Here is a 25,186-nt window from a genome sequence, read left to right as displayed (position 1 = left end):
GGTGCTGATGGCACGCTGCCCGAACGTGGCCCCCCGATCAACACCCGCCGCGTGCGAACAACGCCGCCATGCAAGGCTGCAGACGCGCGGCGACGGCCCGCATCGCGGTGCGCAACGCAGCCGGCCACGCATGGGCCGGCCGTCGATACGGCGCCCAGCGCGGCGAAATGTGGGGGATATCGGGAAAGCTAGAGGCGGGTGGCGCGCACGACCACGTCGGCGTCGTCGCCGGAACGGACCGTGAAGGAGCGGCGGAACTCGATGTCCCGGTGCTGGGCGACCACCTCGTAGGTGCCGGCGGCGAGGGTGATGGCGGCATGGGCGCCGACGCGCTCGTAGATCGGCTGCCCGTCGTCGGCGTAGACGGTCCACGACGTGTTGGCGAGAGCCTCGCCGCCGTTGTCCCGGACCAGCTTCAGCCGGACCTTACCGGCGGCGTGGCGCAGCGACACTCGGGTCAGCTTCCCGGCGTCGACCGTGACGTCGGCACTGCGCACGGCGTTCACGCCGCCATAGCGGCTGACCACATGATAGACGCCGGCCGGAAGACGGGCGATCGCCCCGGCACGGATGTCGCCCAGGAGGACGCGGTCGTCGTCCTGGACCATGTAGAGCTGAAACTCGGTGTCCTTGGAGACCGGCTGGTTGCTCTCGTCGAGCACCGCGGCGAGCTGCAGGCCGCCGGCGTTCAGCACCATGGTCTCGGAATTGACGGGCTTGTAGAGGTCGATCGTGCGGGAGACCGACGCGCGGCCATAGCTGGCGTGCACCACGTAGCGGCCCGGCTTGACGCGCAGCTCGAGGTCGCCGCCCGTCGCCTTCTCCACCAGCGGCAGCTGGCCCGAGACGGTCGGCCCGTCGCGATAGACGCGCCAGGTGACGCCGCTGCCGATGGGACCGGATTTTTCGGAGAGCTTGCCCACCAGATAGAGGGCGACTTCGCCGCCGACGTCGGGCCGCAGCTCGGCGGCGGTCGGGGCGGAGGGGGCGTAGGCGTTGATGCGGGGGGAGCTGCTGATGTCAGCCCCGCCCATCAGGCGCTGAATGGCCGATTGCGGGTCGGCGGAGGCGAGGGCTCGGCTGGGGTGCGGCTTCGGGACAGGGACTTCGGCGAGTGCAACGCAGGGAACAGTACTCACGGCGACAATGGCAAGAGCTGTCCAACGTTTCATCACGCGTCCCTCGATCGCTCGAATAGCTCGCCACGCAAAAGCACGGCCCGGTGCGGTTCGACCGCACCTGTTAACCTCTGACGTGGTTGATACCCTATTGCAACGATGTCGGACCATTGAGTGTAAAGCGCTCAGATCAGTTCAGGAGATGACGGAATGCGCGAGCTGCGTGACTATTTGGCAACGCGTCGGACCACTGCAGCGAGCTTTCTCGATTCCCCGAGCCCCGAGCAAGCGACCCTTGATAGAATGTTGTCGATAGCGACGCGTGTCCCCGATCACGGCAAGCTGGCACCCTGGCGCTTTATTGTAATCGAGGGCGCAGCGCGAGAGGCGGCGGGCGAAATCGTTGCGCGGATTGCCGCGGCGTCGGGCACGCAGCGCGACCTCGCGGAGGAGCGCGGCCGGTTCACGCGGGCGCCGCTGGTGGTCGCCGTGGTGAGCACCGCGGCGCCGCATGTGAAGATCCCGGAATGGGAGCAAGTGCTGTCGGCCGGCGCGGTCTGCCTCAACCTCGTCCATGCCGCGCACGCCTTCGGCTACAGCGCGCAGTGGCTCAGCGAGTGGATCGCCTACGACCGCGAGGTGCTGCGCGCGCTGGGTGTGGCGGACGGCGAAAATGTCGCGGGCTTTATCCACATCGGCACCCCGCAATTCGTCCCGGCCGATCGCGACCGGCCCGCGCTGGAGGCCGTCGTCACGCGTTTCGAGCCGGGCTGACGCGCCGCGCCCTCCCCGCGCCGCCGCTCCCGGCCGGGCAGCGCGCCGCGGCGGCGCGGCGTTCGCCGGTGCATCGCGGCGGTGTGGGGTTCCGTCGACAGTCATCGTCTGCGGTGACCTCGACGAAGCGGTCAGCTCTTTCATGTTGCAAGCGTGCCACAGAGTGCTTGCGCGAGGCCGACGAAGTGTTGTGCGGGCCTGAACTTCCAGTCATTCCCGAAGCATCACGGTCGCGGATCGGAACATCCGCGCAATTCTCGGCGCGACTGCGCGACAGGCCGACGAAATGTCAGGCGCCCCGGCCGAACCTAACGCTCCTCGCGGGCCGCCTTGATCGCGGCGATGCGGTCCACGTCCCCGGTGTGCAGATATCGCCCGCGCTCGGCGATCTCGCGGGCATATTCGTCGTAGGTGAGGCCGAGGGCCGCCGCGTTGCGCAGGCGAAGCTCCATGACGGCGCGCGACACCGGGGCGCGCTGGCGTTTGTAGGCCGCGCGCCAGGCGAAGAAGGTGCCCAGGTGCTCGCCCCACGGCGGCCGGTGCTCCAACGGCGGCCCGCCGTTGTGGCCGATGGCGGGCGGCTCGTTCGCCCCCTCCCCGGCGGCGTGCTCGCGGCCCGGATCGGCGTCCTTCAGCCGGCTCGCGGCGGCGACCAGCAGCGCCACGCGCCGCCGCGTCGCGCGGCTGGGCCGTGCCTCGCCCATCGGCTGGCCTAGCCCTTGGCGCGCCGGCGCGCGGCGGTCGCGGGGTCGGCGAGCGGCAGGCGCACGCCGGCGGCGATGGTCTTGGGGTTGTAGGGCTCCCGCGCGAACACGGCTTTCACCAGCGGGCGGAAGAAATCCAGCGGCAGGCTCTCGTAGTCCGGATCGAACGAGGCCTGGTCCCAGCGCTCGCAGAAGGCGACCGCGTCGTCGTAAAAGGGGTGGCCCTCGTGGCGCTTGCGGGCGTTGCGGTCACCGCCGAAGTGATGGGCATAATAATAGCGCTGGAACAGGCCGTGATGGGCCACCACCCAGGTGCATTGCTCGCGAACGTACGGCCGGAGCACCGCCGCGGCGTACTCGTCGTGATTATAGGGTGCGTACACGTCGCCGATATCGTGCAACAGCGTCGCGACGATCCAGTCCTCGTCGGCACCGTCGCGCCAAGCCCGCGTCGCCGACTGGACCGAGTGCTCGAGCCGCGTGACCCGGTAGCCCGACTCGGCGCTGTCCAGGGCCGAGAGACCCTCGAAGAGGCGCTGCGCGACGGCCGACGCCGCGGCCCGCTCGTGCTCCTCGAGGAAGAGGTAGTCCTCGCGGTCCCCCTCGGCCATCTGCTTGAACTTGACCGTCTCCACTTGTCCCTCCGTGGGCGTCGACCGCGCCGATCGGCGAATGGTCAGAGCCGTGTCGGACGGCTCTGACTCATCGCGATGGGCTCGGCAAGAGCTCCGACGAGGTATAATCGGTCTAAGTTGCCCGCGCGAGTGCAGTTTCGACCAGCTGGGTCCAGTAGGAACAGCCGACGGGGATCAGCTCGTCGTTGAAGTCGTAGGATTCGTTGTGGAGGTTGGCGACGTCCTCGCCCACGCCGGCGAAGATGAAGGCCCCCGGCCGCTCCTCCAGCATGAAGGCGAAGTCCTCGCCGCCCATCGTCGGCGTCGCGTTGCGGTCGACGTTCTGCTCGCCGACGATCATCGCCGCGACGTCACCGGCGAACTGGGCGTCGACCTCGTGGTTGGAGAGGACCGGGTAGTCGCGCCGATAGGCGAGCGTCGCCTTGACGCCGTAGGCGGCGCCGACCTGCTCCACCACCTGGCCGAGCCGCTCCTCGACGAGGTCGCGCACCTCGGCGCGAAGGGTGCGCACGGTGCCCGTCAGCGTCGCGGACTGGGGGATGATGTTGTCGGCCGTGCCGGCGTGGAAGGTGGTCACCGAGACCACCGCCGCCTCGTTGGGGTCGACGTTGCGGCCGACGATCGCCTGCGCCGCGGTCACGATCGCCGAGCCGGCCACGATCGGATCGCACGACAGGTGCGGGCGCGCCGCATGGCCGCCCAGACCCTCGACGGTGATGGTGAAGCGATCGGCCGATGCCATCTGCGGCCCGGTGCGGATCATGAACTTGCCCACCGGCTGGCCGGGCCAGTTGTGCATGCCGAACACTCGGTCGATGCCGAAGCGCGTCAGCAGCCCGTCGTCGATCATCGCCTTGGCGCCGCCGCCCCCCTCTTCCGCGGGCTGGAAGATCAGCACCACCGTGCCGGCGAACTTGCGCGTCTCGGCGAGATATTTCGCAGCCCCCAGCAGCATCGCGGTGTGCCCGTCGTGGCCGCAGGCGTGCATCTTGCCGTCGACCTTGGAGGTCCAGGTCTTGCCGGTCTTCTCCAGGATCGGCAGTGCGTCCATGTCGGCCCGCAAGCCGACCGTCGGCCCCGCGCCGGCCCCCTTGATCACGCCGACGACCCCCGTCCGGCCGATCCCGGTCACCACCTCGTCGCAGCCGAATTCGGCCAGGCGCTCGGCGACGACGGCGGCGGTGCGCACCGTGTCGTAGCCGATCTCCGGATGCTCGTGCAGGTCACGGCGCCAGGCGGCGATCTCGTCGGCGAGATCGGCGAAACGGTTTACGATGGGCATCGACGGCTCCAAATAGTCGGGTCGGAGAGTTGAACCACAAGAGCACGACCCGCGCCAAGCGCCAGGCGCGAGGCCCCGGCGCGCCGGGAACGCCCCGCCACGCGCGATGCCGACGCACGAACATGTCGCATCCGCGCAACGCAGATGCGACCGGTTAACAATTAACCGGCGTTCACAAGACGGCGGCGTGTGTTTACGCAAATCTCGCGCAGGCGGGCCGCGAACTCGTCCGAGCGTTGTGGACGCCGCCCCGACGGCGCCATAACCGACCAGAAGCGAAGCCGCGCGGGCCCGCCCGCTGCGAGTCACTCAACGATGATGAGGAAACGTTCATGAGCGATACAATCCCGGTTCCCGCGTCCATCGCCTCCAGCGCGCATGTGGACAAGGAGAAGTACGCGGAGATGTACGCCGCGTCCGTCGAGAATCCAGACGCGTTCTGGGCCGAGGAAGGCCAGCGGATCGACTGGATCAAGCCGTTCAAGACCGTCCGCAACGTCGACTACACCTACGGCGACGTCGCCATCAAATGGTACGAGGACGGCACCCTCAACGCCGCCGCCAACTGCCTCGACCGCCACCTCGAGGCGCGCGGCGACCAGACCGCAATCCTCTTCGAGCCGGACGATCCGGACGCCGCGGCGCAGCACATCACCTACCGCGAGGTGTACGAGAACGTCTGCAAGTTCGCCAACGTCCTCAAGAAGATGGGCGTGGCGAAGGGCGACCGGGTCGTCATCTACCTGCCGATGATCCCCCAAGCGGCCTACGCCATGCTGGCCTGCGCGCGCATCGGCGCGATCCACTCGGTGGTCTTCGCCGGTTTCTCGCCCGACAGCCTCTCCAACCGCATCAACGACTGCGAAGCCAAGGTCCTCATCACCGCCGACGGCGCCCCGCGCGGCGGGCGCACCACCAACCTGAAAGCCAACGCCGATAATGCGCTCAAGAACTGCGCGGCGGACGTGAAGTGCCTCGTCGTCAAGCGCACCGGGCAGGACGTCGCCTGGAACGCGCAGCGCGACGTGTGGCTCGAGGAGATGGAGGCCGGCGTCTCGGCCGAGTGCCCCCCGGCGGAGATGAACGCGGAGGACCCGCTCTTCATCCTCTACACCTCCGGCTCCACCGGCAAACCCAAGGGCGTCGTCCACACCACCGGCGGCTACATGGTCTTCGCCGCGATGACCCACCAGCTCACGTTCGACTACAAGCCGGGCGAGGTCTACTGGTGCACCGCGGACGTGGGCTGGGTGACGGGGCACACCTACATCGTCTACGGCCCGCTCGCGAACGGGGCCGTCACGCTGATGTTCGAGGGGGTGCCGACCTACCCGGACGCGGGCCGCTTCTGGGCCGTCGTCGCCAAGCACAAGGTCAACACCTTCTACACGGCGCCGACCGCGATCCGCGCGCTGATGGGCAAGGGCGAGGAGCTGGTGAAGAAGCACGACCGCTCGTCGCTGCGCATCCTCGGCACCGTCGGCGAGCCCATCAACCCCGAAGCCTGGCGCTGGTACCACGAGGTCGTGGGCGACAAGCGCTGCCCCGTGGTCGACACCTGGTGGCAGACCGAGACCGGCGGGCACCTCATCACCAACCTCCCCGGCGCCACGCCGATGAAGCCGGGCTCGGCAACGACGCCCTTCTTCGGCATCCAGCCCGCCGTGCTCGACCCGGCGACGGGCGAGGAGCTCTCCGGCAAGGCGGAGGGCGTCCTCGTCATCAAGGCGTCGTGGCCGGGGCAGATGCGCACCGTCTGGGGCGATCATCAGCGCTTTATGGACACCTACTTCCAGCAATATCCGGGCACCTACTTCACCGGCGACGGCTGCCGGCGCGACGAGGACGGCTACTACTGGATCACCGGCCGCGTCGACGACGTGCTGAACGTCTCCGGCCACCGCATGGGAACGGCCGAGATCGAGTCGGCGCTGGTGGCCCATCCGGCCGTCTCGGAGGCGGCGGTCGTCGGCTATCCGCACGATCTCAAGGGCCAGGGCATCTACTGCTACGTCACCTTGATGGGCGACCGCGAGCCGACCGATGCTTTGAAGAAGGAGCTGTCCGACTTCGTGCGCTCCGAGATCGGCCCGATCGCCAAGCCGGACCTCATCCAGTGGGCGCCCGGCCTGCCGAAGACCCGCTCCGGCAAGATCATGCGCCGCATCCTGCGCAAGATCGCCGAGGACGACTTCGGCGCCCTGGGCGACACCTCGACGCTCGCCGAGCCGGGCGTGGTCGACGACCTGATCGAGAACCGCCAGAACCGCAAGACGGACGCCTGAGCGCGCGCGGCGGCCGCCCGCGGGGCCGCCGCGTCCTCCCGCTCGGGCCGGGCCTTGCGGGCCTCGGTCCGGCATGAAATAGACTTCGCGCGTCCAGTTAAAGTGAGCGCGCGATGCCTTCTTCGACCAATCCCGCCCTCTCCTCGATCGACAGCGCCACCGCGTTGACGAGCAACGACGTCGCCGTCTACTTCGCCGCCGACGGCGAAGCGTTCGACATCATCGTCAACGACGGCGACTGGAGCGCATACGAGCAGGACCAGGTCATAGCCGCGCTGGAGACCTACGGCGCCTTCGCCGACGTCTCCTTCCACACCGTCGCCGACCCCGCCGAGGCCGACTTCAAGCTCACCAAGTCCGCCTCGGAGTTCGGCTCGCTGGCGTTCATGAACCTGCCGGACCCTGCGTTGGGCGACCTGCAGGGCCTCGCCTGGTTCAACACCTACTTCGACTGGAGCGGCGCCGCCGGGGGCCTCATCGACGCCGGTGCCTACAGCTACACGATCCTCCTGCACGAGTTCGGCCACGGTCTCGGCCTGGCGCACCCGTTCGAGGCGTCGGGCGGCTCCACGGTGATGCCGCAGGTGGGCGAGGGCCTCGGCCTCGACCAGGGCGTCTACACCGTGATGACCTACAACGACGGCTGGCCCGAAGCGCCCGCCGGCCCGGCGGACGGCCCCGCCTACGGCTGGAACCTCACCCCCTCGCCCATCGACATCGCGGTGATCCAGGAAAAATACGGCGCCAACAGCGGCACCGGCGCCGGCCGCGATACCTATATTCTGCCGGACACCAACGCGCCGGGCACGGGCTATGCCGCGATCTGGGACGTCGGCGGGCTCGACACGATGGTCTACGCCGGCGACGAGGACGCGGTGATCGACCTGCGCGCCGCGACGCTGCTCGCGGCGCCGGGCGGCGGCGGCTTCGTCAGCTACGCGGACGGCATCCACGGCGGCTACACCATCGCCCACGGCGTGGTCATCGAGAATGCGACCGGCGGATTGGGCGACGACACGCTGATCGGCAACGAGGCGGAGAACCGCCTCAACGGCGGGGCGGGCGCGGACCTGATGATCGGCCGGCGCGGGGACGACATCTACGTCGTCGACGACGCGGGCGACGTCGCCTACGACGCGCGCGGCGGCGGGATCGATATGATCCGCACCAGCCGGGTCGACGTGACGCTGCGCGAGCACCCTTACGTGGAGGACGTCACCCTCTTCGGCAGCCGCGACCTCGACGTCACCGGCACGCGCGCGCACAACCGGATCGACGGCAACAAGGGCGACAACACGATCGCCGGCGCGGGCGGCGACGACGCGCTGTTCGGCGGCGCGGGGTTCGACGTGCTCGACGGCGGGGCCGGCGACGACACCCTCGAAGGCGGTCGCGGACCGGACAGGCTGACCGGCGGCGCCGGTGCGGACCGGTTCGTCGTCGCACCCGACGACGGCCGCGGGGTCATCACCGATTTCTCCGGCGGGGACGTGCTGGACCTGACGGCGTTCGCCCTCCCCTCCTACGCGGTGCTGGAGCGCGGCGTCGCGCAGACCGACGCCGGCATCGAGATCCAGCTCGACGGCGCATGGGTGCTTCTCGCCGGCCTGGAGGCGGGCGACCTGACCGAGGATATGGTGCTGATCTGAGGCCGGCGCGACGCGCGGCTCGGCGACCGCCCGACAAGCGGCGACGGCCGCCCGCGGCGCGACGACGCGCGTGGACGACGAGGGAGGGCCGCACTCCGGCGGCAGCCGGCGCGGCGTCGGGCGTCAACCCGCGAGGCGGGGCCGAGCGGGGCGGCGATCCGCCCCGCGTCCGCGCTTACGCGCCCGGGATGCCCTTGAACTTGTTCTTGAAGCGGGAGATGCGGCCGCCACGGTCGAGCAGGGTCTGCTGACCACCGGTCCACGCCGGGTGCGTGCGGGGGTCGATGTCCAGCGCGATACGGTCGCCGGTGCTGCCCGCGCAGGAGCGGGTGACATACTCGCTGCCATCCGTCATCACGACGGTGACCGCGTGATAGTCCGGGTGAAGATCCTTTTTCATCGCTCGCCTCATCAGGTTGCAGCGGGACGCAGGCTGGGACGCGTCAAAACCGCCGCGCCGCCGTCCACACTGCCGATCCCGGGAATCCGGATGCATCTAACCGTTCGGCCGCCACCATGCAAGCCGTCAAACGGGTTTCGCGCCACCTTATAAGCGCTCAAACCGCATTGACTTCATCGGCTTCAAACGGTTCTGAAACGTCATGCAGTCGCGCGCGCCGTCGTCGGCCTCCCCCAGCCCCGCCTCCGAAACGAAACGCGTGCGCCTCGCACCGCTCCGGTTCCTGTGGCCCTATGCCCTGCGCTACAAGGCGCGCCTCGCCGCGGCGTTCGTCGCGATGCTGGCCGCCACCGGCGCCACGCTCGCCGTGCCGATGGCCGTGCGGCGCATGATCGACCACGGCTTCGGTCCCGAGAACGCCGGCTTCATCGACACCTATTTCGCCATGCTGGTCGTCGTCGCGGGCTGCCTCGCGGTGGCGTCCGCCTCGCGGCTCTACCTCGTCACCACGCTCGGCGAGCGCGTCGTCGCCGACGTCCGGTCCGACGTTTTCGCCCGCGTCATGACGCTGTCGCCGGGTTATTTCGACCGCACCCTGTCGGGCGAGATCGTCTCGCGCCTGACCGCCGATACCACGCAGATCAAAGCCGCGGTCGGCTCGACGGCGTCGGTCGCGCTGCGCAATCTGCTGATGTTCGTCGGCGCGATGGGCATGATGGCGGCGACTAGCCCGACCCTGTCCGGCACGGCGCTGGCGGCGATCCCCATCCTGGTGCTGCCGCTGGTGGCGGTCGGCCGGAGGGTACGGCGCAAGTCCCGCGCCGCGCAGGACCGCCTCGCCGCCATCTCCGCCTACGCCACGGAGGCGATCGGCGCGGTGCGCATGCTGCAATCCTTCGGCGCCGAGCCCCGCGCCACCCACCGCTACCGCGCGGGCGCGATGGACGCCTTCGCCGCCGCCCGCAGCGCCACCGCCGCCCGCGCCGCACTGACGGCCGTGGTGATCTTCATCGTCTTCTCGGCGATCGTCGGCGTCCTGTGGATGGGGGCGCAGGAGGTCCTGCGGGGCACGCTGACGGCCGGCGCACTGGGCCAGTTCGTGCTCTACGCGCTGTTCGCCGCCGGTGCCCTCAGCGAGCTGAGCCAGGTCTGGGGCGACATCGCGCAGACTGCCGGTGCCGCCGAGCGCCTCGCCGCCCTCGCCGCCGAGGAGCCGGACGTCGCCTCTCCCGCGCGCCCGGTGCCGCTGCCCGAACCCGCCCGCGGCAGCGTCGGCTTCGAGGCGGTCTCCCTGGCCTACCCGACGGAGCCGAGCCGCAAGGTTCTGAAGGCGGTGGACTTCACCGTGGAGCCGGGCCGCACGGTGGCGCTGGTCGGCCCGTCGGGCGCCGGCAAGACCACCATCTTCCAGCTCATCGGCCGCTCCTACGACGTCACCGCCGGCGCGGTGCGGGTCGACGGGCTGGACGTGCGCGAGGTGGACCTCACCGCGCTGCGGCAGCGGATCGCGCTGGTGCCGCAGGACACCACGATCCTCGCCGCCTCCATCGCCGACAACATCCGCCTCGGCCGGCCCGACGCCGGCGACGCCGAGGTGCGCCAAGCCGCCGAGGCCGCCTACGTCGACCGCTTCGTCGCCGCCCTTCCCGAGGGGTACGACACCGTGGTCGGCGAGCGCGGCATCACCCTCTCCGGCGGCCAGCGGCAGCGCATCGCCATCGCCCGCGCGATCCTGAAGGATGCCCCGATCCTCCTGCTCGACGAGGCGACCTCCAGCCTCGACGCCGAGAGCGAGGCCCACATCCACGCCGCGCTCGACACGCTGATGGCCGATCGCACCACATTGGTGATCGCTCACCGGCTCGCCACCGTGGTCAAGGCGGACACGATCCTCGTCATGGATGACGGCCGCATCGTCGACAGCGGCACCCATGCCGAGCTGTCGGCGCGCGACGGTGTCTACCAGCGCCTCGCCAAGTTGCAGTTCGACGCCGCGCCCGCCCCGGCGCTGTAGGCGCATGCCAGCCGCGCGCGCCATGGATTGACGCCGCCCCGCCGACGGCGCACGACCACGGCGTGTTCAAAGCCTATGCCTTCCTCAGCCTCGCCATCGTCGCCGAAGTGATCGCGACGCTCGCCCTGTCGCGTTCGCACAACCTGACGCGCGCGCTGCCGACCGCGATCACGGTGGTCGGCTACATCATCTGCTTCGCCTGCCTGTCGGTGACGATGCGCGATCTGCCGACGGGGATCGTCTATGCGATCTGGTCGGGCTGCGGCATCGTGCTGATCTCGATGATCGCCTGGATCTGGTTCGGCCAGGGTCTCGATACGCCCGCCCTGTGCGGCATCGGCCTGATCCTCGCCGGCGTCGTCGTCATCAACGCCTTCTCCAAGGTCGGCGGCCACTGACGGCCGGTCAGCGCTCGGTCAGCTTCAGTTCGATACGGCGGTTGCGCTCGTAGGCGTCGGGGGTGTCGTCGGGGACGAGGGGGTTGAACTCGCCGAAGCCCGCCGCGACCAGGCGGTTGGGCGGCACGCCTTCCTCGATCAGATACTGCACCACCGAGATCGCGCGCGCGGCCGACAGGTCCCAGTTGGACGAGAAGCGGCCGCCGGAGATCGGGCGCGAGTCCGTGTGCCCGTCGACGCGCAGCACCCAGTCGATGTCGTCCGGGATCTCGGAGTCGAGGTCAATCAGTTCGCGCGCCAGGGTCGCCATCTCCTGGCGGCCGGCGTCGTTCAGCGCGTCGGAGCCGGACGGGAAGAGCACCTCCGACTGGAAGACGAAGCGGTCGCCGACGATCTCGATGCCGGACCGTTCGGCGAGGATCTCGCGCAGCCGGCCGAAGAAGTCGGATCGGAAGCGGTTGAGGATCTGCACCCGCTCGGCGAGCGCCACGTTGAGCCGCCGGCCGAGGTCGGCGAGGCGCGTCTGACTCTCCTCCCCCTTGGATTCGGACGCCTCGAGCGCCTCCTCCAGAGCCGCGATCTGCTGGCGCAGGCCGCGCAGCTGCTGATTGAGGAGCGCCACCCGCGACAGCGCGTCCGCCCCCAGCGCCTGCTCCTCCTCCAACTGCCGACGCAGCGCGGCGGTTTCGGCGGTGGCGGCGGCGTCCGCCTCGTCACCGCCGGCGATGATGCCCTGGAGCTGGTTGCGCTGCTGCTTCAGCGCGTTGAGGCTGGCGGTCATCGCCGACACCTCGTCCGCCTGCTCGGTGTTGCCGGCCCGCTCCAGCGCCAGCAGGTCGGACAGCTCGGCGATCTGCGCGTTGAGGCGCTGCAACGCCGTCTCGCGGCCGGACAGCTCCTGCGACAGGAAGAACTGCGACAGCATGAACAGTGACAACAGGAAGATGATGACGAGCAGAAGCGTCGCCATCGCGTCGACGAAGCCGGGCCAGTAGTCGGCCCGGACCTCGCGGCGGCGTTGGACTAGCGGCATCGGGGCCCCCGTTCAGTGGTCGATCGCAGCGCGCGCGGGGCGGTCACGCGCGCTCGTCGGCTTCCAGCGCGCGGTTGAGGCGCACCAGCAGCTCCTCGATCCGTTCGTTCTGCGCGCCCTGCGCCTCGGCCCAGTCGATCAGGACCTTCTGCTCGCGCCGCGTGTTCTTGACGATGGCCTGGATGCCTTCCGCGAGGGATCCCAGCGCCTTGGCGGTCTGCCGGTCGGTGCCGCCGCCCTGGGCGGTGGCCAGCACCTCGGACAGCCGCTCCACCGCCCGTTGCAGGTCCAGCGCCACCTGCGACACGCCCGACGCCTCGACGTCGTCGACGATGTCTGTCAGCGTGGAGAGCCAGTCCTCCAGCTCGGTGTAGAAGCGGTTCTGCGCCTGGCCGGCCTGCAGGTCCAGGAAGCCGACGATGAGCGAGCCCGTCAGACCGAAGAGCGAGGACGAGAACGCCGTGCCCATGCCCACAAGCGGCGCCTCCAGCCCCGACTTGAGGTTCTGGAAGACCAGCGACGAGTCGCCCGACGACACGTCCAGCGACTGGATCGTCGCCCCCACCGACCCCACCGTCTGCAACAGGCCGTAGAAGGTGCCCAGCAGGCCGAGGAAGACCAGGAGGCCGATGAGGTAGCGCAGGATATCGCGCTTCTCGTCGAGCCGGGTGCCGATGGTGTCGAGCATGGCGCGCATGGTGACCGCGCTCATCACCGTCTCGTCCACACCGTCGCGCAGGAGCGTGGCCATCGGCGCCAGCAGCAGCGGCGGCCGGCGCCCGGCCGGCATGCCGGTGCGGAACCGGTTCACCCAGGCGATCTCGCGGAAGAGGCGCATCACCATCAGCACCGCCAGCACGATGCCGAACACGCCGACGGCGATGATGAGCCCGTTGAGCACCGGGTTCGCCATGAACGAGTCGGCGACCGTCTCGAACTGGATGAAGAGCAGGAACGCGCACAAGATGACGAACAGCGACATGCGCCACAGATAGACCTGTGGGCTCGAGAGCTTATAAGGGTCTTTCTTGCGCGCCATAGGGCCTCGCTGTAGCCGACTTTGAGGCGATCTCAAAACATCGCGAGCCGCCGGTGAATGCTCCAGCGGCGGCCCTCAACACTTTAATGGCGACCGAAGCTGAACCCGCTATGAGCGGGGGCCCACTTTGGCCGGTCCGGCGTCCGCGACCATCTTCAACAGCGAGCGGTGCACCGATTCGTTGCCCGCCACGATCGACGCCGATTCGAAGTACTTCGTCCCGCCCGACGCGTCGGTCACGAAGCCGCCCGCCTCGCGCACCAGGACGATGCCGGCGGCCATGTCCCACGGCTTCAGGTCGTGCTCCCAGAAGCCGTCGTAGCGGCCGGCCGCGGTCCACGCCAGGTCGAGCGCGGCCGCACCCGGCCGGCGGATCCCGGCGACGCGGCCGAACAGCTGTTGCAGCTCCGACAGTGTGCGCACCTGGTTGCCGTGGCCCATGAAGGGCAGCCCGGTGCCGATCAGGCAGTCGGCGAGGTCGGACCGGGCGGAGACGCGCAGACGCCGGTCGTTCATGAAGGCGCCGTTGCCCTTCTCGGCGACGTACAGCTCGTCCATCACCGGATTGTAGACGACGCCGGCGACCAGCTCGCCCTGCCGCTCCAGCGCGATGGAGACGGCGAAGATCGGCACGCCGTGCAGGAAATTGGTGGTGCCGTCGAGCGGGTCGACGATCCAGCGGTGATGCCCGTCGCCCTGCTCGCTGGTCCCCTCCTCGCCCAGGAAGCCGTAGCTGGGGCGCGCCTTGGACAGCTCGCGATAGACGATCTCCTCGGCACGCATGTCGGCCTTGGAGACGAAGTCCGCCGGGCCCTTGCGCGAGACCTGGAGGTTTTCGACCTCGCCGAAGTCACGGGCGAGTGATCGTCCGGCCTTCTCGGCGGCGGCGACCATTACGTTGAGCAGCGCGGAACGGGCCATGGTGTCCTTGTCGTTCGTCTCGTGCGACCTGCACGGCGGGTCCCCGATGACCTGCCACGAATAGCAGCGCGCGGCGAGGCCCCGGCCATGGTCGGGTTGGGTGACGCGTGGGCGCGGCCGTTGCGTCGCGACGCGGCCGGAGCGCCCGCCAGCCCCCATCCATAACGCCGAAACGGCCCCAGGGAAGCCCCTTTTTGAACCCGGATCGATGCCGGCCCGGTCGCGGCCGGCATCCGGCGCCACGTGGAACCGCGACGCCGCGACGTCCGCGGCGGGTGGAGATGAAAGCTGTTAAGCCACCGGCCGTTTTGCAAAACTGGGCTGCAATCGTGCCGCCTCCGACCGGGAGGACGCGCCCCGGCGCCCCCACGACGCAAAACGGCGGCCCCTGGGGGCCGCCGTCGCCGTGCGATATCGTGCCGAGGTGGCCGGGCGGTCAGGCCCAGGGGTCGCCGTTCGCCAGCATCGCCTCGATCTCGTCGTTGCTGAGCGCCTCGCCGTGGACCTCGAGGCCATAGACGGCGCCGACCAGGTCCGTGTCGCCCGCCCAATTGGATTCGCCGATGAGATTGGAGCTGCGGTCGACGCTGGCGACCTGCGCCCCGGCCAACCCGAGCGAGGCGGCCAGCAACCTGCCGTCCTTGAAGATCGACATCGCGCCGCTCTCGTCCACACGCGCGGTCCACACCGCCCGCTCGCCCTCCACGATCGCGTTGTCGGCGCGCACCTCGTATTGCGATCCGCCCTGGTGGATGTGGAAGACGAGGTTGTTGGACGTCCCCTCCTGCGTCACCAGAATATTGTCGGCAAAGGGTCCGTTGCCGAAGTCGAAGATGCGCTGCCAGCCACCGGCGGACAGGTCGTCGAACCGGGCCGACGCGGTGAAGGTCAGCGGGCCGCCCAGCTGGTTGGCGCCGGTGAAGTCGGGCGCGGCGTCGCCCGCGGCCCAGGCGACGAGGGCGTCGGGCACCAGGTCGGTGACGACGTCGACGAGCGATCCGTCGCCGGTCGACGGGAGGGCGGGAGACGCGGTGGCGCCGCCGCTGTCCTCGACCTCGGTGGTGCGCACATAGTCCGACACAGAATCGTCGAACGGCAGGGCGAGGCCGAAGAGGCGCAGGACGCCGCGCTGCTGCGCCCGCACCGCGCGCAGGACCAGCTCGCCCCGCTCGTAGAGCTCCGCGGTCTCGAACGCGAAGGTCTGCGCCTCGTGCACGGCCGCCAGCGCCGCGTCCGAATCGCCCAGCATCAGGTCCAGCTGCGCCGTGGCGGCGGAGGTGGCGCCCGCCGCCGCCTCGCCCGCCGAGGCTGCGGCCATGGCGGCGTTGCGCTCGTTCGCGAGCTTGAACATGTACGCTGCCTGCATGGACAGCGAAGTCCCCGCGACGGTCACCATGGCATTCTCCCCTCTACGACGTCGGCACACACGTCGATATTGTGCACCCGTAGGTTGGAGAACACGCCTCCGTATGGTCAGTTCGCCGGCGGCGTCGCAATTGCAGTATTGCATGCAGGGAGCCCTGCCGGCGCCGACCTCGCCGCGGGGCGCTGCCGCGCCCGTGGCGGCGCGGCGGCGCGATCCTCAATCCGCGCGGCGGACGTAGGCGATTTCTTCGGTGTCGACGATGATCTTCTCGCCCGCTTCGATGAACGGCGGAACCATCACCTTGACGCCGTTTTCCAGGATCGCCGGCTTGTAGGACGAAGACTGGGTCTGCCCCTTCACCACGGCGTCGGCCTCGGTGATCTCCAGCGTGACGTGCTGCGGCAGGGTGATGCCGATCGGCTTCTCTTCCCAGATCTCGACGGTCACGGTCATGCCGTCCTGGAGGAAGGCGGAGCGCTCGCCGACGAAGTCCTCGGCCAGTTCCATCTGCTCGTAGGTGTCGTTGTCCATGAACACCAGCTGCTCGCCCTGCCTGTAGAGGTACTGGAAGTCCTTCTGCTCGAGGCGCACGCGCTCGACCGTGTCGGCGGAGCGGAAGCGCTCGTTGAGCTTGCGGCCGTCGATGAGGTTCTTGAGCTCCACCTGGGCGAAGGCGCCGCCCTTACCCGGCTTGACGTGCTGCACCTTCACCGCAGCCCAGAGGGAGTTCTGATGCTCCAGCACGTTGCCGGGGCGGATTTCGTTGCCGTTGATCTTCATGACCGTTCCTGAAAGGCGCGTGCGCCGGGGAGCTGGCCGCGCGGCGGTGGGTGCCGCCGCGATGCAGCCGGCCGCCCGCGGGCGAATGCGCTCCGAAAACCACAGGCTGAAGCGAACCGCAAGGCGGTGGCGCTATCGCTTGATGAACGCGGCGGCGCGACGCCGCGCCTCGGCGACGTCCTTGGCCGCTGCCGCGCCCATGTAGCCGTCGAGATAGAAGTCGGACACGCCGGCCTCGCGGGCGATGAGGTGCCACTTGATCGCCTCGACCGGGTCCGTGGCGATGCCGCGGCCGTTGGCGAGCACGCGGGCGTAACGGTTCATCGCCATCGGCAGACCGAGGCGGGCGGTCGCGCCGAGGTAGTAGGCGGCGGTCGCCTCGTCGGCCGGGGCGCCGATGCCGTTGAAGATCCGCGTCGCGTAGGTGAGCATCGCGGCCGGGTCGCCGCCCTCCGCGGCGCGGCCGTACCAGAACGTCGCCTCGGCGTCGTCCGGCGGTGTGCCGCGGCCTTCCTCGTACATCAGCGCGACGGCGTACTGGGCCTGCGTCTTCCCCCCTTCGGCCGCCTGCTTCATGTAGCGGAAGGCGCCCTCCGGGTCGCTGGCGCGGCCCTCGCCCTTGATGAGCATCATGGCGAGGCTCTCGGCCGCCTCGACCGAGCCCTCCCGCGCGGCGGTCTCGAACACGTCGGCGGCGCGGGCGGAGTTCTGCGGCACGCCGCGGCCCACCAGCAGCATCGCGGCGAGACGGGTCTGCGCTTCGGCCGAGCCGAGGTCGGCGGCGACCGCGTACCATCCGGCAGCCTTGGCGAAGTCCTGCTGCACGCCGTTGGCCTCCTCGTAGAGGCGGCCGATGAGGGCGGCGGCGGACGCCTCGTCCTCGGCCGCGGCGCGCAGGGCGACGCGGAACGCGGTGTCGTACAGGCCGCGCTGGTAGGCGCCGTAGGCGTAATGCGCCAGCGACAGCTCCTTGCCGAGCGCCATCAGGTCCACCGCGCGCTGCGAGGAGGTGCCCGAATAAGGCGACGCGGCGGACACGACGACGCCCGGCGCCTCCTGCTGCGGCACGACCGGCGGGGTATCGAGCGGCAGCGGCAGGTAGCGCGGCTTGGACTTGCGCTGCTGCGGGTTGACGCGGGCGAGCGCCTCGTCCGGCCACTGCGGGATGTTGCGTGACGCGGGCTGCGTCACCACGGCCACGGGGCGCGCGGCGCCGTTGCCGAAGGGGCCGGCGTGGTCCGCGGCCGGCGGCGCGGCGTCCTCGGCGACGGCGGGGCTCCCCCCGGCGGCCGGTGTCGCGGCGGCGGCCGCCTCGGCGGCGGGTGTCGGAGTGGCGGGTGATGGGGCGGCGGTTTCGACCGGTGGCTCGGCGGGCGCGGCGGTCGGCTGGCCGGGTGCTTCGGCGGGGGCCTGCCGGGGCTGGTCCGGCACCTCCATCGCCAGCGTCGGCGTCTCGATCTCGACGCCGGGGAGCGCCGGCGGGTCGAGCGGGTCGGCGATGTCGCGATCGCCGAGCGCCTCGGCGGACGCGTCGATCGGCGGCAGGCCGACGAGCGTGGCGGAGGGATCGCTCTCGCCGGCGGCCGGGTCGTCGCCGGCTGCGGCCGGGTCCGGCAGCGCCTCGACGGCGGCGAGCGGCGGTGTGTCGGCCTCCGCGGCGGGCCCCTCGTCGACGCTCGCCGCGACAGCCGGGGAGTCTTCGGCCTCGGGCTCGGCCGCGACGATGCCGCTGGCCGGCGCAGCCGGGGTCTCGCCCGCGTCGTCCTCGCCGCTGGTGGCGGCGGTCGCCGCGGCTTCCGCCTCGAGGTCGGGGGCCGGCGGCGCGTCCGGGGCTACGGTGGCGGCCGCCTCGACGGGGGCGGCGTCGACCGGGGCGGCGGGCGCGATGGCGGCGGCGCTCTCGGCCTCGGGCGCCGGCCGGTCGACGGCCATGCGCGGCTGTACGGCCTCGACGGCGGGTGCCGCGGGCACGTCCGTCGCGGCTCCGCCCGAGGCCGGCTCGGCGGCGGTGGCGGCGGTGGGCTCGGTGGCCGCGGCCGTATCGCGCGGCGTGGCCTCCGGGGCGCTCGGCATCGCGGCACCGTCCGGCGAGGCGTCGGTCGTCGCGGCGCGCTCGCTGGGCGGCGGGGTGGTCGCCGCCGCGTCGACGTCCTCTTCCGCTGCCGCGGCTGCCGCTTCGGTCTCGCGCGGGGGCGCGTCGGGCGAGGTGGCGGCGGTAGCCGGCGGCTGGGTCGTCGCGCCGGAGCCGGCGGGCGCCGGCGTCGTCGGTTCGGTCGTCGCGGCCGTGTCGCGGGGCTCATCGGCGGGCGGCGCGGCGGCGTTCGCCTCTCCCACGGCGTCCGCCGCGGCATCGAAGGGGGACGGCGCGGCGGCCGTGGCTGCCGGCTCGGCAGCGGCGGGCTCCGGCGTCTCGGCCGGGCCGGGCGACGGCGCGGCGTCCGCCTCGGCCGGTGCCGGCGCGGTGTTCGCCGGCGGCGCATTCGCTGGCGCGGTGGCCGCCGTCTCGTTATTCGCTGGCTCGTTGTTCGCAGGCGCGGTGATCGCGGGCCCGGTGGTCGCCGCGCGCGTCGGCACGGAATCGGCGGGCGCAGGGTCGGCGGCGGCGTCTTCGCTCGGCTGCGCCTGAGTCGGGGCCGGTGTCGCGGCACGCTCGACCGGGCGCGGAGCGGCGGACGGGGTCGGTGCCGGCGCGCGGCGGACCGGCGCCGCGGGGGCGCTCGGCTCCGGCGTCAGCCGCAGCGGGCCGGAGGACGGGGTTCCCCCCGGCGAAGCGGCCGCGCTCGACGGGGCCGCGGGCGCAAGGCTCGGCGACGCGGGCGACGGCGCGGGGTCGGATGGGGCGGGCGTCGTGGCGGCGGCGCGCTCCGGCACGCGCGGCGCGCCGGGGCTCGGCGTGGCCCCGAGGGGATCGGCCGGCGCGATAGGCTGGGCCGGGGCGAGCACCATCGGCCCGGCGCCCTCCTCCGCCTCGCCTCGTCCGAAGCTCGGAACCAGATTGCCCAGGCCCCGCACCGTCCCGGTGACGCCGTCGCTCACCGCCCCGGTCATGCGGCCGGTGAACCGGCCGATGCGGCCCAGCGGGCCGGACGCGGGCTCGGCCTCTGCCGCCTCGTCGGGCGACGGAGCGGGCGCGCCTGTTTGCGCCAGGCCGGGCAGCGCGATCGACGTCGCGACGAGCCCGGACGCGAGCGCCACCACCCAACGCCTCACGATGTTACGGCGCCTTCTCGCAGCAGCGCATTGATGGCCGCGACCCGGCGCACCGGGTCGGCTTCGGACTCGAACACATTCACCGCGATGAACTCCACACGTGTCGCGATCATCAGGGCCAGCGCGGGATCGTCCGCCGGGCCCGCGAGGACGGCCGGGACCTCGAACAGGGCCTGCCACCAGCAGGCCATCTCGGCCGCAGCCTCCGACAGCGTCGCCGTCGACCCGAACCATACATAATCGGACCCGGCTTCGCCTAGGGTCATCGCCTCATGGCGCGATTGCGCCGCGGCGCCCACGGTCAGCCCCTCCGGCCGCCGGCCCAACCCGGCGACGCGTGCGGCGAAATCGCCGACGAGATGGGCCCCGTCGGCGTCACCCTTCAGCGGCCAGGGGCTCGCCCCCTCGCCCAGCGCACATGTCGCCAGCGCCGCCGCGCCCGCGTTCTGCGCGACTTCGATGAGCGCGGGGGACGCCGAGCGCCCCTCGAACACCACCGCGGCGGCGGCGCCACCCTCGAGCGTGGCGCCGAGCACCTGCGGATCGAGACGGTCGGGAACCGTGAGGATCAGCCGTTGCATCGCATTCCCCCAGCGCGTCCCCGCGGTCCGGACCTTACGCGGCCTCGCGCTCGTCCTCGGCACGCCAGGTGCCGAGCGCGGCGAGCCCGTTCATCTTGGCGCGGTGCTTGAACGCCGCCTGCGCGGCCGGCACGTTCTCCTTCTTGCCGCCCCACGCCTTGAGGCAGGCCTGTTGCAGCGCGCGGCCGTAGGAGAAGGTCATCTTCCAGGGGAAGCCGCCGATCTGGTTCATGATGGCGAGATGCTCGGTCGCCGCCTCGTCCGACTGACCGCCGGAGAGGAAGGCGATCCCCGGCACCGCGGCCGGCACGGTCGCCTTCAGACACGCGATCGTCTGCTCGGCGACCTCGCGGGTGGATACCTGCGGCCCGTTGGCGCCCGGCACGATCATGTTCGGCTTCAAGATCATGCCCGTGAGGTCGACGCGCTGCGCGTACAGCTCGTCAAACACCATGTTCAGCGTCAGCTCGGTCACCTTGTAGCAGGTGGCGATGTCATGGCCGGAGTTGGGGCCGTCCATGATGACTTCCGGCTCGACGATCGGCACGATGCCGTTCTCCTGGCACAGCGCGGCATAGCGGGCGAGCGCGTGCGCATTGCAGGCGATGGCGCCTGCGGTCGGCAGGCTGTCGGCCGGCAGGATGTCGATCACCGCGCGCCACTTCGCGAAGCGGGCGCCGAGCTCGTAGTATTCCTGCAGGCGGCCGCGCAGCCCGTCGAGGCCCTCGGTCACCTTCTCGCCCGGGAATGCGGCGAGCGGCTTGGCGCCGGCGTCGACCTTGATGCCCGGCACGGCGCCGGCGGCCTTGATCACCTCGGCGAAGCGGCGCCCGTCCAGCGTCGACTGGCGCAGGGTCTCGTCGAACAGGATCACGCCGGAGACGTAGTTCTTCATCGCGTCGTCGGCAGTGAAGAGCAGTTCGCGATAAGCTTGGCGGTTCGCTTCGGTGTTCTCGACACCGATCTGGTCGAAACGCTTCTGGATGGTGCCAGTGGACTCATCGGCCGCCAGGATGCCCTGACCATCGGCCATCATGGCCGCGGCAATGTCCTGCAACGTCTCACTCATCTCAAACCTCTCGGCGCTCTGGATTTCTGCTTGTTCGACTTCTACCGTCTATTCGGCCGGCTTCAAAGCGTCGACGCCCGGGAGCGGCTTGCCTTCGAGCCACTCCAGGAACGCCCCGCCCGCCGTCGACAGGTAGGAGAATTTGTCCGCGACCTTCGCATGCGACAAGGCCGCCACCGTGTCGCCACCGCCGGCGACCGACAGCATGCCCGCCGCCGTCCGCTTGGCCGCATGCAGGGCGACGGCGGAGGTACCGCGGTCGAACGGGTGCAACTCGAACGCGCCGAGCGGACCGTTCCAGACCAGCGTGTTCACCCCGTCCATCGCTTCGTTGATGAGGTGGACCGTGCGCCCGCCGACGTCGAGGATCATCTTGTCGTGGTCGACCCCCTCGTCGACGCCGATGTGGATGTGCGGCGCATCCGCCTCGAACTTCTCGGCGGCGATGGCGTCCTTGGGGAGCATGATGGCGCAGCCGGCACGCTCGGCCGCCGTCATGATGCGCTGCGCGGTGTGTGCCATCTCCCGCTCGACCAGCGAGTGGCCGACGTCGATCCCCAGAGCGTGCAGGAAGGTGTTGGCCATCCCTCCGCCGACGACGAGGACGTCCACCTTGGCGACGAGGTTCTCCAGGAGGTCGATCTTGGTGGAGACCTTGGCGCCGCCGATCACGGCCATCACCGGCCGCTTGGGGTTCCCCAGCGCCTTCGTCAGCGCGACGAGTTCGGCCTCCATCGAGCGGCCCGCGTAGGCCGGCAGGCGGTGGGCGATCGCCTCGGTGGAAGCATGGGCGCGGTGGGCGGCGGAGAAGGCGTCGTTGACGTAGAGGTCGCCGTTGTGCGCCAGCGCGTCGGCGAAGGCGGCGTCGTTCTTCTCTTCCCCCGCATGGAAGCGGGTATTCTCCAGGACGAGCACACCGCCGTCGGCGAGGGCCGCGATCGCCTCCGCCGCCGGAGCGCCGATGCAGTCCGCCGCGAAGGCGACGTCGCGGCCCAGCGTCGCGGCCAGCGCACCGACGACCGGCTCGAGCGACATCTCGGCGACCCGCTCGCCCTTGGGACGGCCGAAGTGGGCCAGCAGGATCACCTTGGCGCCCTTGTCGGCCAGCTCCGTCACGGTCGGCTTGATGGCGACGAGGCGCGCGGTGTCCGACACCGCGCCATCCTTCATCGGCACGTTGAGGTCGACCCGGACGAGAACGCGCTTGCCGGCGACCGGGCCAATGTCATCGAGGGTACGGGCGTCGGACAACGGAGCCTCCAGTCACCATCCAAATCGCAGCCTACATAGACGCCATGCACGTTCGTGGGAACGGTCTACACCGTCTACCGGCGACGATTACGGCCAAGCGGCGGCGACGGGGCGATTTCGACGCGGCAAAAATTACCGAGATGTCATGAAACCGGTTCGCGTACCGAACATTCGATAGCACCCACCGCCGCTAGGACGGGGGGAACAACCGGAAAGGTTCGTGTCATGGGTGAGTTGAAAGACAAGGCCAAAGGCCACGCCAAGGAAGCCGCCGGCTCGGTGAAGGCCGCGGCGGGCCGCGCGACCGGCGACCACAAGCTCGAGGCCGAAGGCCACGCGCAGAAGGCTCGCGGCGAGATCGACAAAGCCAAAGGCGCCGTGAAGGGCGCGCTCGGCGACAAGGTCTGATCGCAGAGCGACCGGACCGGCGACACCGAGGACCAGTGACCCTCGATGCCGCGAGCCGGTCGGCGCACGCCTGAACCTTCGGGACGGCAAGCCGAGAGGCTGAGCCTCCCCTGACACCCGGACGACCGCCGACGAACCCTCGCCGGCGGTTTTTTCATGTCCTGCACGGGGCGCTGGTGGCCGGCCCGAGCGATCCCCCGCCCGTTCCTCCGATGGATCGACCGATCCGATCCTTCGAATGGCGGCGGCGCCCGCTCGCCATGGCGAGGACCGGGCGATCGGGATCGGTCCCCTAGGTCGTGAACTCATGGTCCGGGATTCTCAAATGGTCGCGCCCATGATTCAATCTCCTGTCAGTCAGGAGTCGCGGTGTGGCACGTTACGATCTGAGCGAAGTGGAATGGTCGATCATCGAGCCGCTGTTGCCGCCGGCGCCGGCCGGAAAGCAGCGTGTGGACGACCGGCGTGTCCTCAACGGCATCTTCTGGGTGTTGCGGACCGGGTCACCGTGGCGCGACTTGCCGGCGCGCTATGGCCCATCGACGACGGTCTACAATCGCTTCAACAGATGGGCCAAGCGCGGCGTATGGCTGGCGGTGTTCGAGGCACTTGCTCAAGAAGAGCCGGCCGCGCTCCAGCTCATCGACAGTTCCATCGTGAAGGCTCACCAGCACGCAGCCGGCGGAAAAAAGGGGGCCCGGATCACGCCATTGGCCGTTCTCGTGGAGGACTGACGACCAAACTCCACGCCGTCGTCAACGAGCGGGGCCTGCCGATCCGCTTCGTAATCACGGCTGGTCAGGCCTCCGATAAGACAACAGCGCCGATCCTCCTCGACGGGCTCCCACTCGCACCGGACATCGTGGCCGACCGCGGCTACAGCGCCAAGGCGCTGATCGAATGGTGTGCGGCCAGAGGCGCCACCGCCCACATCCCGAGCCAGCGCAACGTTCGTGTTATGCGCACCGTTGCGCCACCGCTCTATCGGCTGCGCAACCTCGTCGAGCGGTACTTCAACAAGCTGAAGCACTTCCGCCGCATTGCCACCCGATTCGACAAACTCGCCCGAAACTTCATGGCCGCCGTCGCCTTGGCATCGACCCGCCTATGGCTACGACACCATGAGTCCACGACCTAGTCTCGCGGCGCCAGGACCGCCTCGCGCCAGCCCTCCAGGTAGCCGCGCTCCGCCTCGGTCACGCGATCCATGCCGTTGAGCGCGCGGTGCCACAGCGGGAAGATCGCCCCCGGCCGGCCGACCGCCTCGATCCGCGCCGCCTGCTCGGCACTCAGCGACAGGTCGGTGGCGCCGAGGTTGTCCCTCAGGTGATCGGCCGTGCGGGCGCCCAGCACCAGGGAGTGGACGTTGGGCCGGTCGCGCAGCCAGGCCAGCACCACCTGCGGCACGCTGCGCCCCACCTCGGCCGCCACCGCCTTCAACACGTCGATCACGTCCCAGAGCCTGGCGCGGTCGATGATGTGCGGCTCGGGCCAGTCGGCCTGGCGGGTTCCGGGCGCGGGGGGCGTCTTCCGGTCGATCTTGCCGGTGAGCAGCCCCTCCCCCAGCGGGCTCCAGATCATCGAGGCGACGCCGAGGTCCTCACCCGCCGGGAGCAGCTCGTATTCGGCGTGCCGCGCCTCGGGGGTGTAGTTGATTTGCTGTGCGACGGGTTGCGGGCAGCCCATCATGCGCGCCGTGATCACCGTCTTGGCGAGCTGCCAGCCGGAATAGTTGGAGACGCCCCAGTAGCGGATCTTGCCGGCGCGGATCAGGTCGGCCATCGTCGCGACGGTCTCCTCGACCGGCGTCACCCCGTCCCACTGGTGCACCCAATAGAGATCGATCCAGTCGGTCTGCAACCGCTTCAGCGAGGCCTCGACCTGGCGCATGACGTGGACGCGCGAGGCCCCGCGGTCGTTCGGCCCGTCCCCCATCTCGGTGCGTACCTTGGTGAAGACGAGCGCGTCGTCGCGCCGGCCCTTCAGCGCCTCGCCCAGCACGATCTCCGAGTCGCCGCGCGAATAGATGTTGGCCGTGTCGAGCGCGTTGATGCCGGCGTCGAGCGCCATGTCGATCAGGAGGCGCGCGTCGTCGACACCGGTCGAGCCGACCTGCTGGAAGCCGTGTGTGCCGGCGAACGTCACCGTGCCGAACACGAACTGCGAAACCATCATGCCGGATTGGCCGAGCGGGTGATATTCCATGGCGGATCCCCTGCGGCCGGTCGTCGGGCGGGAGGGCGCCGGCCGGCCTCCGCCGCCCACGCCT

22 protein-coding genes are annotated in these 25,186 nt (G+C 70.4%); 7 read left to right on the top strand and 15 right to left on the bottom strand.

Annotation, left to right across the window (positions count from 1 at the left end; genetic code table 11):
- Nucleotides 1-188: 188 nt before the first annotated feature.
- Nucleotides 189-1,034 (bottom strand): hypothetical protein, encoded by an 846-nt coding sequence (locus tag MRB58_RS18220; RefSeq protein WP_244778513.1) that lies wholly within the window; start codon nt 1,032-1,034, stop codon nt 189-191.
- Nucleotides 1,035-1,328: 294 nt separating this feature from the next.
- Between MRB58_RS18220 and MRB58_RS18215 the strand changes: the two genes are divergently transcribed.
- Nucleotides 1,329-1,892, top strand: a complete 564-nt coding sequence (locus MRB58_RS18215; RefSeq protein WP_244778512.1) for a nitroreductase — start codon at nt 1,329-1,331, stop codon at nt 1,890-1,892.
- Nucleotides 1,893-2,200: 308 nt separating this feature from the next.
- Here the strand turns inward: MRB58_RS18215 and MRB58_RS18210 are convergent, their stop codons facing one another.
- The 3 genes from MRB58_RS18210 to MRB58_RS18200 all read right to left on the bottom strand — a co-directional run bounded on the left by MRB58_RS18210 (nt 2,201) and on the right by MRB58_RS18200 (nt 4,513).
- Nucleotides 2,201-2,596, bottom strand: coding sequence for a hypothetical protein (locus MRB58_RS18210; RefSeq protein WP_244778511.1), 396 nt, complete (start codon nt 2,594-2,596; stop codon nt 2,201-2,203).
- An 8-nt stretch (nt 2,597-2,604) separates the two neighbouring features.
- A complete protein-coding gene (locus MRB58_RS18205) occupies nt 2,605-3,231 on the bottom strand; it encodes an HD domain-containing protein (RefSeq protein WP_244778510.1) in 627 nt (208 codons plus the stop codon).
- 112 nt (nt 3,232-3,343) lie between these two features.
- Nucleotides 3,344-4,513: a M20 aminoacylase family protein gene (locus MRB58_RS18200; protein ID WP_244778509.1), complete on the bottom strand. Its 1,170-nt coding sequence runs from the start codon at nt 4,511-4,513 to the stop codon at nt 3,344-3,346.
- A 332-nt stretch (nt 4,514-4,845) separates the two neighbouring features.
- Between MRB58_RS18200 and acs the strand changes: the two genes are divergently transcribed.
- Together acs and MRB58_RS24895 are read left to right on the top strand one after the other, a co-directional pair.
- Nucleotides 4,846-6,798 carry an acetate--CoA ligase gene (acs, locus tag MRB58_RS18195; RefSeq protein ID WP_244778508.1) on the top strand — a complete coding sequence of 651 codons (1,953 nt, stop codon included), beginning with the start codon at nt 4,846-4,848 and terminating at the stop codon, nt 6,796-6,798.
- Nucleotides 6,799-6,911: 113 nt separating this feature from the next.
- Nucleotides 6,912-8,447, top strand: coding sequence for a M10 family metallopeptidase (locus MRB58_RS24895; RefSeq protein WP_305853207.1), 1,536 nt, complete (start codon nt 6,912-6,914; stop codon nt 8,445-8,447).
- A gap of 175 nt (nt 8,448-8,622) precedes the next feature.
- Here the strand turns inward: MRB58_RS24895 and rpmE are convergent, their stop codons facing one another.
- A complete protein-coding gene (gene rpmE, locus MRB58_RS18185) occupies nt 8,623-8,847 on the bottom strand; it encodes a 50S ribosomal protein L31 (protein WP_244778507.1) in 225 nt (74 codons plus the stop codon).
- 202 nt (nt 8,848-9,049) lie between these two features.
- On the opposite strand from rpmE, the gene MRB58_RS18180 reads away from it, so the two are divergent.
- Nucleotides 9,050-10,861: an ABC transporter transmembrane domain-containing protein gene (locus MRB58_RS18180; RefSeq protein WP_244778506.1), complete on the top strand. Its 1,812-nt coding sequence runs from the start codon at nt 9,050-9,052 to the stop codon at nt 10,859-10,861.
- Nucleotides 10,862-10,923: 62 nt separating this feature from the next.
- On the top strand, nt 10,924-11,259 hold the full coding sequence (locus tag MRB58_RS18175) for a multidrug efflux SMR transporter (protein ID WP_244778505.1): 336 nt from the start codon (nt 10,924-10,926) through the stop codon (nt 11,257-11,259).
- A gap of 7 nt (nt 11,260-11,266) precedes the next feature.
- Here the strand turns inward: MRB58_RS18175 and MRB58_RS18170 are convergent, their stop codons facing one another.
- From MRB58_RS18170 to pgk, 9 genes are all read right to left on the bottom strand, one after another.
- A complete protein-coding gene (locus tag MRB58_RS18170; RefSeq protein WP_244778504.1) occupies nt 11,267-12,292 on the bottom strand; it encodes a peptidoglycan -binding protein in 1,026 nt (341 codons plus the stop codon).
- Between the two features lie 43 nt (nt 12,293-12,335).
- Nucleotides 12,336-13,331: a flagellar motor protein MotA gene (locus tag MRB58_RS18165; protein ID WP_244778503.1), complete on the bottom strand. Its 996-nt coding sequence runs from the start codon at nt 13,329-13,331 to the stop codon at nt 12,336-12,338.
- A 108-nt stretch (nt 13,332-13,439) separates the two neighbouring features.
- A complete protein-coding gene (locus tag MRB58_RS18160; RefSeq protein ID WP_244778502.1) occupies nt 13,440-14,252 on the bottom strand; it encodes an inositol monophosphatase family protein in 813 nt (270 codons plus the stop codon).
- 436 nt (nt 14,253-14,688) lie between these two features.
- Nucleotides 14,689-15,648 carry a LamG domain-containing protein gene (locus MRB58_RS18155; protein ID WP_244778501.1) on the bottom strand — a complete coding sequence of 320 codons (960 nt, stop codon included), beginning with the start codon at nt 15,646-15,648 and terminating at the stop codon, nt 14,689-14,691.
- A 186-nt stretch (nt 15,649-15,834) separates the two neighbouring features.
- Nucleotides 15,835-16,398, bottom strand: coding sequence for an elongation factor P (efp, locus tag MRB58_RS18150; RefSeq protein WP_244778500.1), 564 nt, complete (start codon nt 16,396-16,398; stop codon nt 15,835-15,837).
- A gap of 132 nt (nt 16,399-16,530) precedes the next feature.
- Nucleotides 16,531-19,608 (bottom strand): hypothetical protein, encoded by a 3,078-nt coding sequence (locus MRB58_RS24890; RefSeq protein ID WP_305853206.1) that lies wholly within the window; start codon nt 19,606-19,608, stop codon nt 16,531-16,533.
- The gene (locus MRB58_RS18140) at nt 19,605-20,189 is read right to left on the bottom strand and encodes a thiamine phosphate synthase (protein ID WP_244778499.1); all 585 of its coding nucleotides are present in this window, start codon (nt 20,187-20,189) and stop codon (nt 19,605-19,607) included. Before MRB58_RS18140 ends, MRB58_RS24890 begins: the two co-directional genes overlap by 4 nt.
- 34 nt (nt 20,190-20,223) lie before the next feature.
- On the bottom strand, nt 20,224-21,258 hold the full coding sequence (locus tag MRB58_RS18135; RefSeq protein ID WP_244778498.1) for a class I fructose-bisphosphate aldolase: 1,035 nt from the start codon (nt 21,256-21,258) through the stop codon (nt 20,224-20,226).
- A gap of 48 nt (nt 21,259-21,306) precedes the next feature.
- Nucleotides 21,307-22,509, bottom strand: coding sequence for a phosphoglycerate kinase (gene pgk / locus MRB58_RS18130; RefSeq protein WP_244778497.1), 1,203 nt, complete (start codon nt 22,507-22,509; stop codon nt 21,307-21,309).
- Nucleotides 22,510-22,734: 225 nt separating this feature from the next.
- Between pgk and MRB58_RS18125 the strand changes: the two genes are divergently transcribed.
- Together MRB58_RS18125 and MRB58_RS18120 are read left to right on the top strand one after the other, a co-directional pair.
- Nucleotides 22,735-22,917, top strand: coding sequence for a CsbD family protein (locus MRB58_RS18125; protein WP_244778496.1), 183 nt, complete (start codon nt 22,735-22,737; stop codon nt 22,915-22,917).
- Between the two features lie 371 nt (nt 22,918-23,288).
- Nucleotides 23,289-24,055 (top strand): IS5 family transposase gene (locus tag MRB58_RS18120; protein ID WP_244778495.1). Its coding sequence is split into 2 segments (ribosomal slippage): nt 23,289-23,598 and nt 23,598-24,055, totalling 768 coding nucleotides; the frame shifts between segments, so codons are not numbered across the junction.
- On the opposite strand, the gene MRB58_RS18115 is transcribed toward MRB58_RS18120, so the two are convergent.
- Nucleotides 24,052-25,122: an aldo/keto reductase gene (locus MRB58_RS18115; RefSeq protein WP_244778494.1), complete on the bottom strand. Its 1,071-nt coding sequence runs from the start codon at nt 25,120-25,122 to the stop codon at nt 24,052-24,054. The genes MRB58_RS18120 and MRB58_RS18115 overlap by 4 nt on opposite strands.
- Nucleotides 25,123-25,186: the final 64 nt, after the last annotated feature.

The organism is Acuticoccus sp. I52.16.1 (assembly GCF_022865125.1).
Classification (GTDB): Bacteria; Pseudomonadota; Alphaproteobacteria; order Rhizobiales; family Amorphaceae; genus Acuticoccus.
The sequence above is the reverse complement of the archived record's forward strand: the minus strand, read 5'-3'. Positions and strand labels throughout refer to the sequence as shown.

Coding starts and splice junctions, on each gene's coding strand:
- MRB58_RS18210 (WP_244778511.1), bottom strand. CDS start 2,596: ATGGGCGAGGCACGGCCCAGCCGCGCGACGCGGCGGCGCGTGGCGCTG.
- MRB58_RS18220 (WP_244778513.1), bottom strand. CDS start 1,034: ATGGGCGGGGCTGACATCAGCAGCTCCCCCCGCATCAACGCCTACGCC.
- MRB58_RS24895 (WP_305853207.1), top strand. CDS start 6,912: ATGCCTTCTTCGACCAATCCCGCCCTCTCCTCGATCGACAGCGCCACC.
- efp (WP_244778500.1), bottom strand. CDS start 16,398: ATGAAGATCAACGGCAACGAAATCCGCCCCGGCAACGTGCTGGAGCAT.
- rpmE (WP_244778507.1), bottom strand. CDS start 8,847: ATGAAAAAGGATCTTCACCCGGACTATCACGCGGTCACCGTCGTGATG.
- MRB58_RS18135 (WP_244778498.1), bottom strand. CDS start 21,258: ATGAGTGAGACGTTGCAGGACATTGCCGCGGCCATGATGGCCGATGGT.
- MRB58_RS18160 (WP_244778502.1), bottom strand. CDS start 14,252: ATGGCCCGTTCCGCGCTGCTCAACGTAATGGTCGCCGCCGCCGAGAAG.
- MRB58_RS18170 (WP_244778504.1), bottom strand. CDS start 12,292: ATGCCGCTAGTCCAACGCCGCCGCGAGGTCCGGGCCGACTACTGGCCC.
- MRB58_RS18125 (WP_244778496.1), top strand. CDS start 22,735: ATGGGTGAGTTGAAAGACAAGGCCAAAGGCCACGCCAAGGAAGCCGCC.
- MRB58_RS18165 (WP_244778503.1), bottom strand. CDS start 13,331: ATGGCGCGCAAGAAAGACCCTTATAAGCTCTCGAGCCCACAGGTCTAT.
- MRB58_RS18155 (WP_244778501.1), bottom strand. CDS start 15,648: ATGGTGACCGTCGCGGGGACTTCGCTGTCCATGCAGGCAGCGTACATG.
- MRB58_RS18180 (WP_244778506.1), top strand. CDS start 9,050: ATGCAGTCGCGCGCGCCGTCGTCGGCCTCCCCCAGCCCCGCCTCCGAA.
- MRB58_RS18200 (WP_244778509.1), bottom strand. CDS start 4,513: ATGCCCATCGTAAACCGTTTCGCCGATCTCGCCGACGAGATCGCCGCC.
- MRB58_RS18115 (WP_244778494.1), bottom strand. CDS start 25,122: ATGGAATATCACCCGCTCGGCCAATCCGGCATGATGGTTTCGCAGTTC.
- MRB58_RS18215 (WP_244778512.1), top strand. CDS start 1,329: ATGCGCGAGCTGCGTGACTATTTGGCAACGCGTCGGACCACTGCAGCG.
- acs (WP_244778508.1), top strand. CDS start 4,846: ATGAGCGATACAATCCCGGTTCCCGCGTCCATCGCCTCCAGCGCGCAT.
- MRB58_RS18140 (WP_244778499.1), bottom strand. CDS start 20,189: ATGCAACGGCTGATCCTCACGGTTCCCGACCGTCTCGATCCGCAGGTG.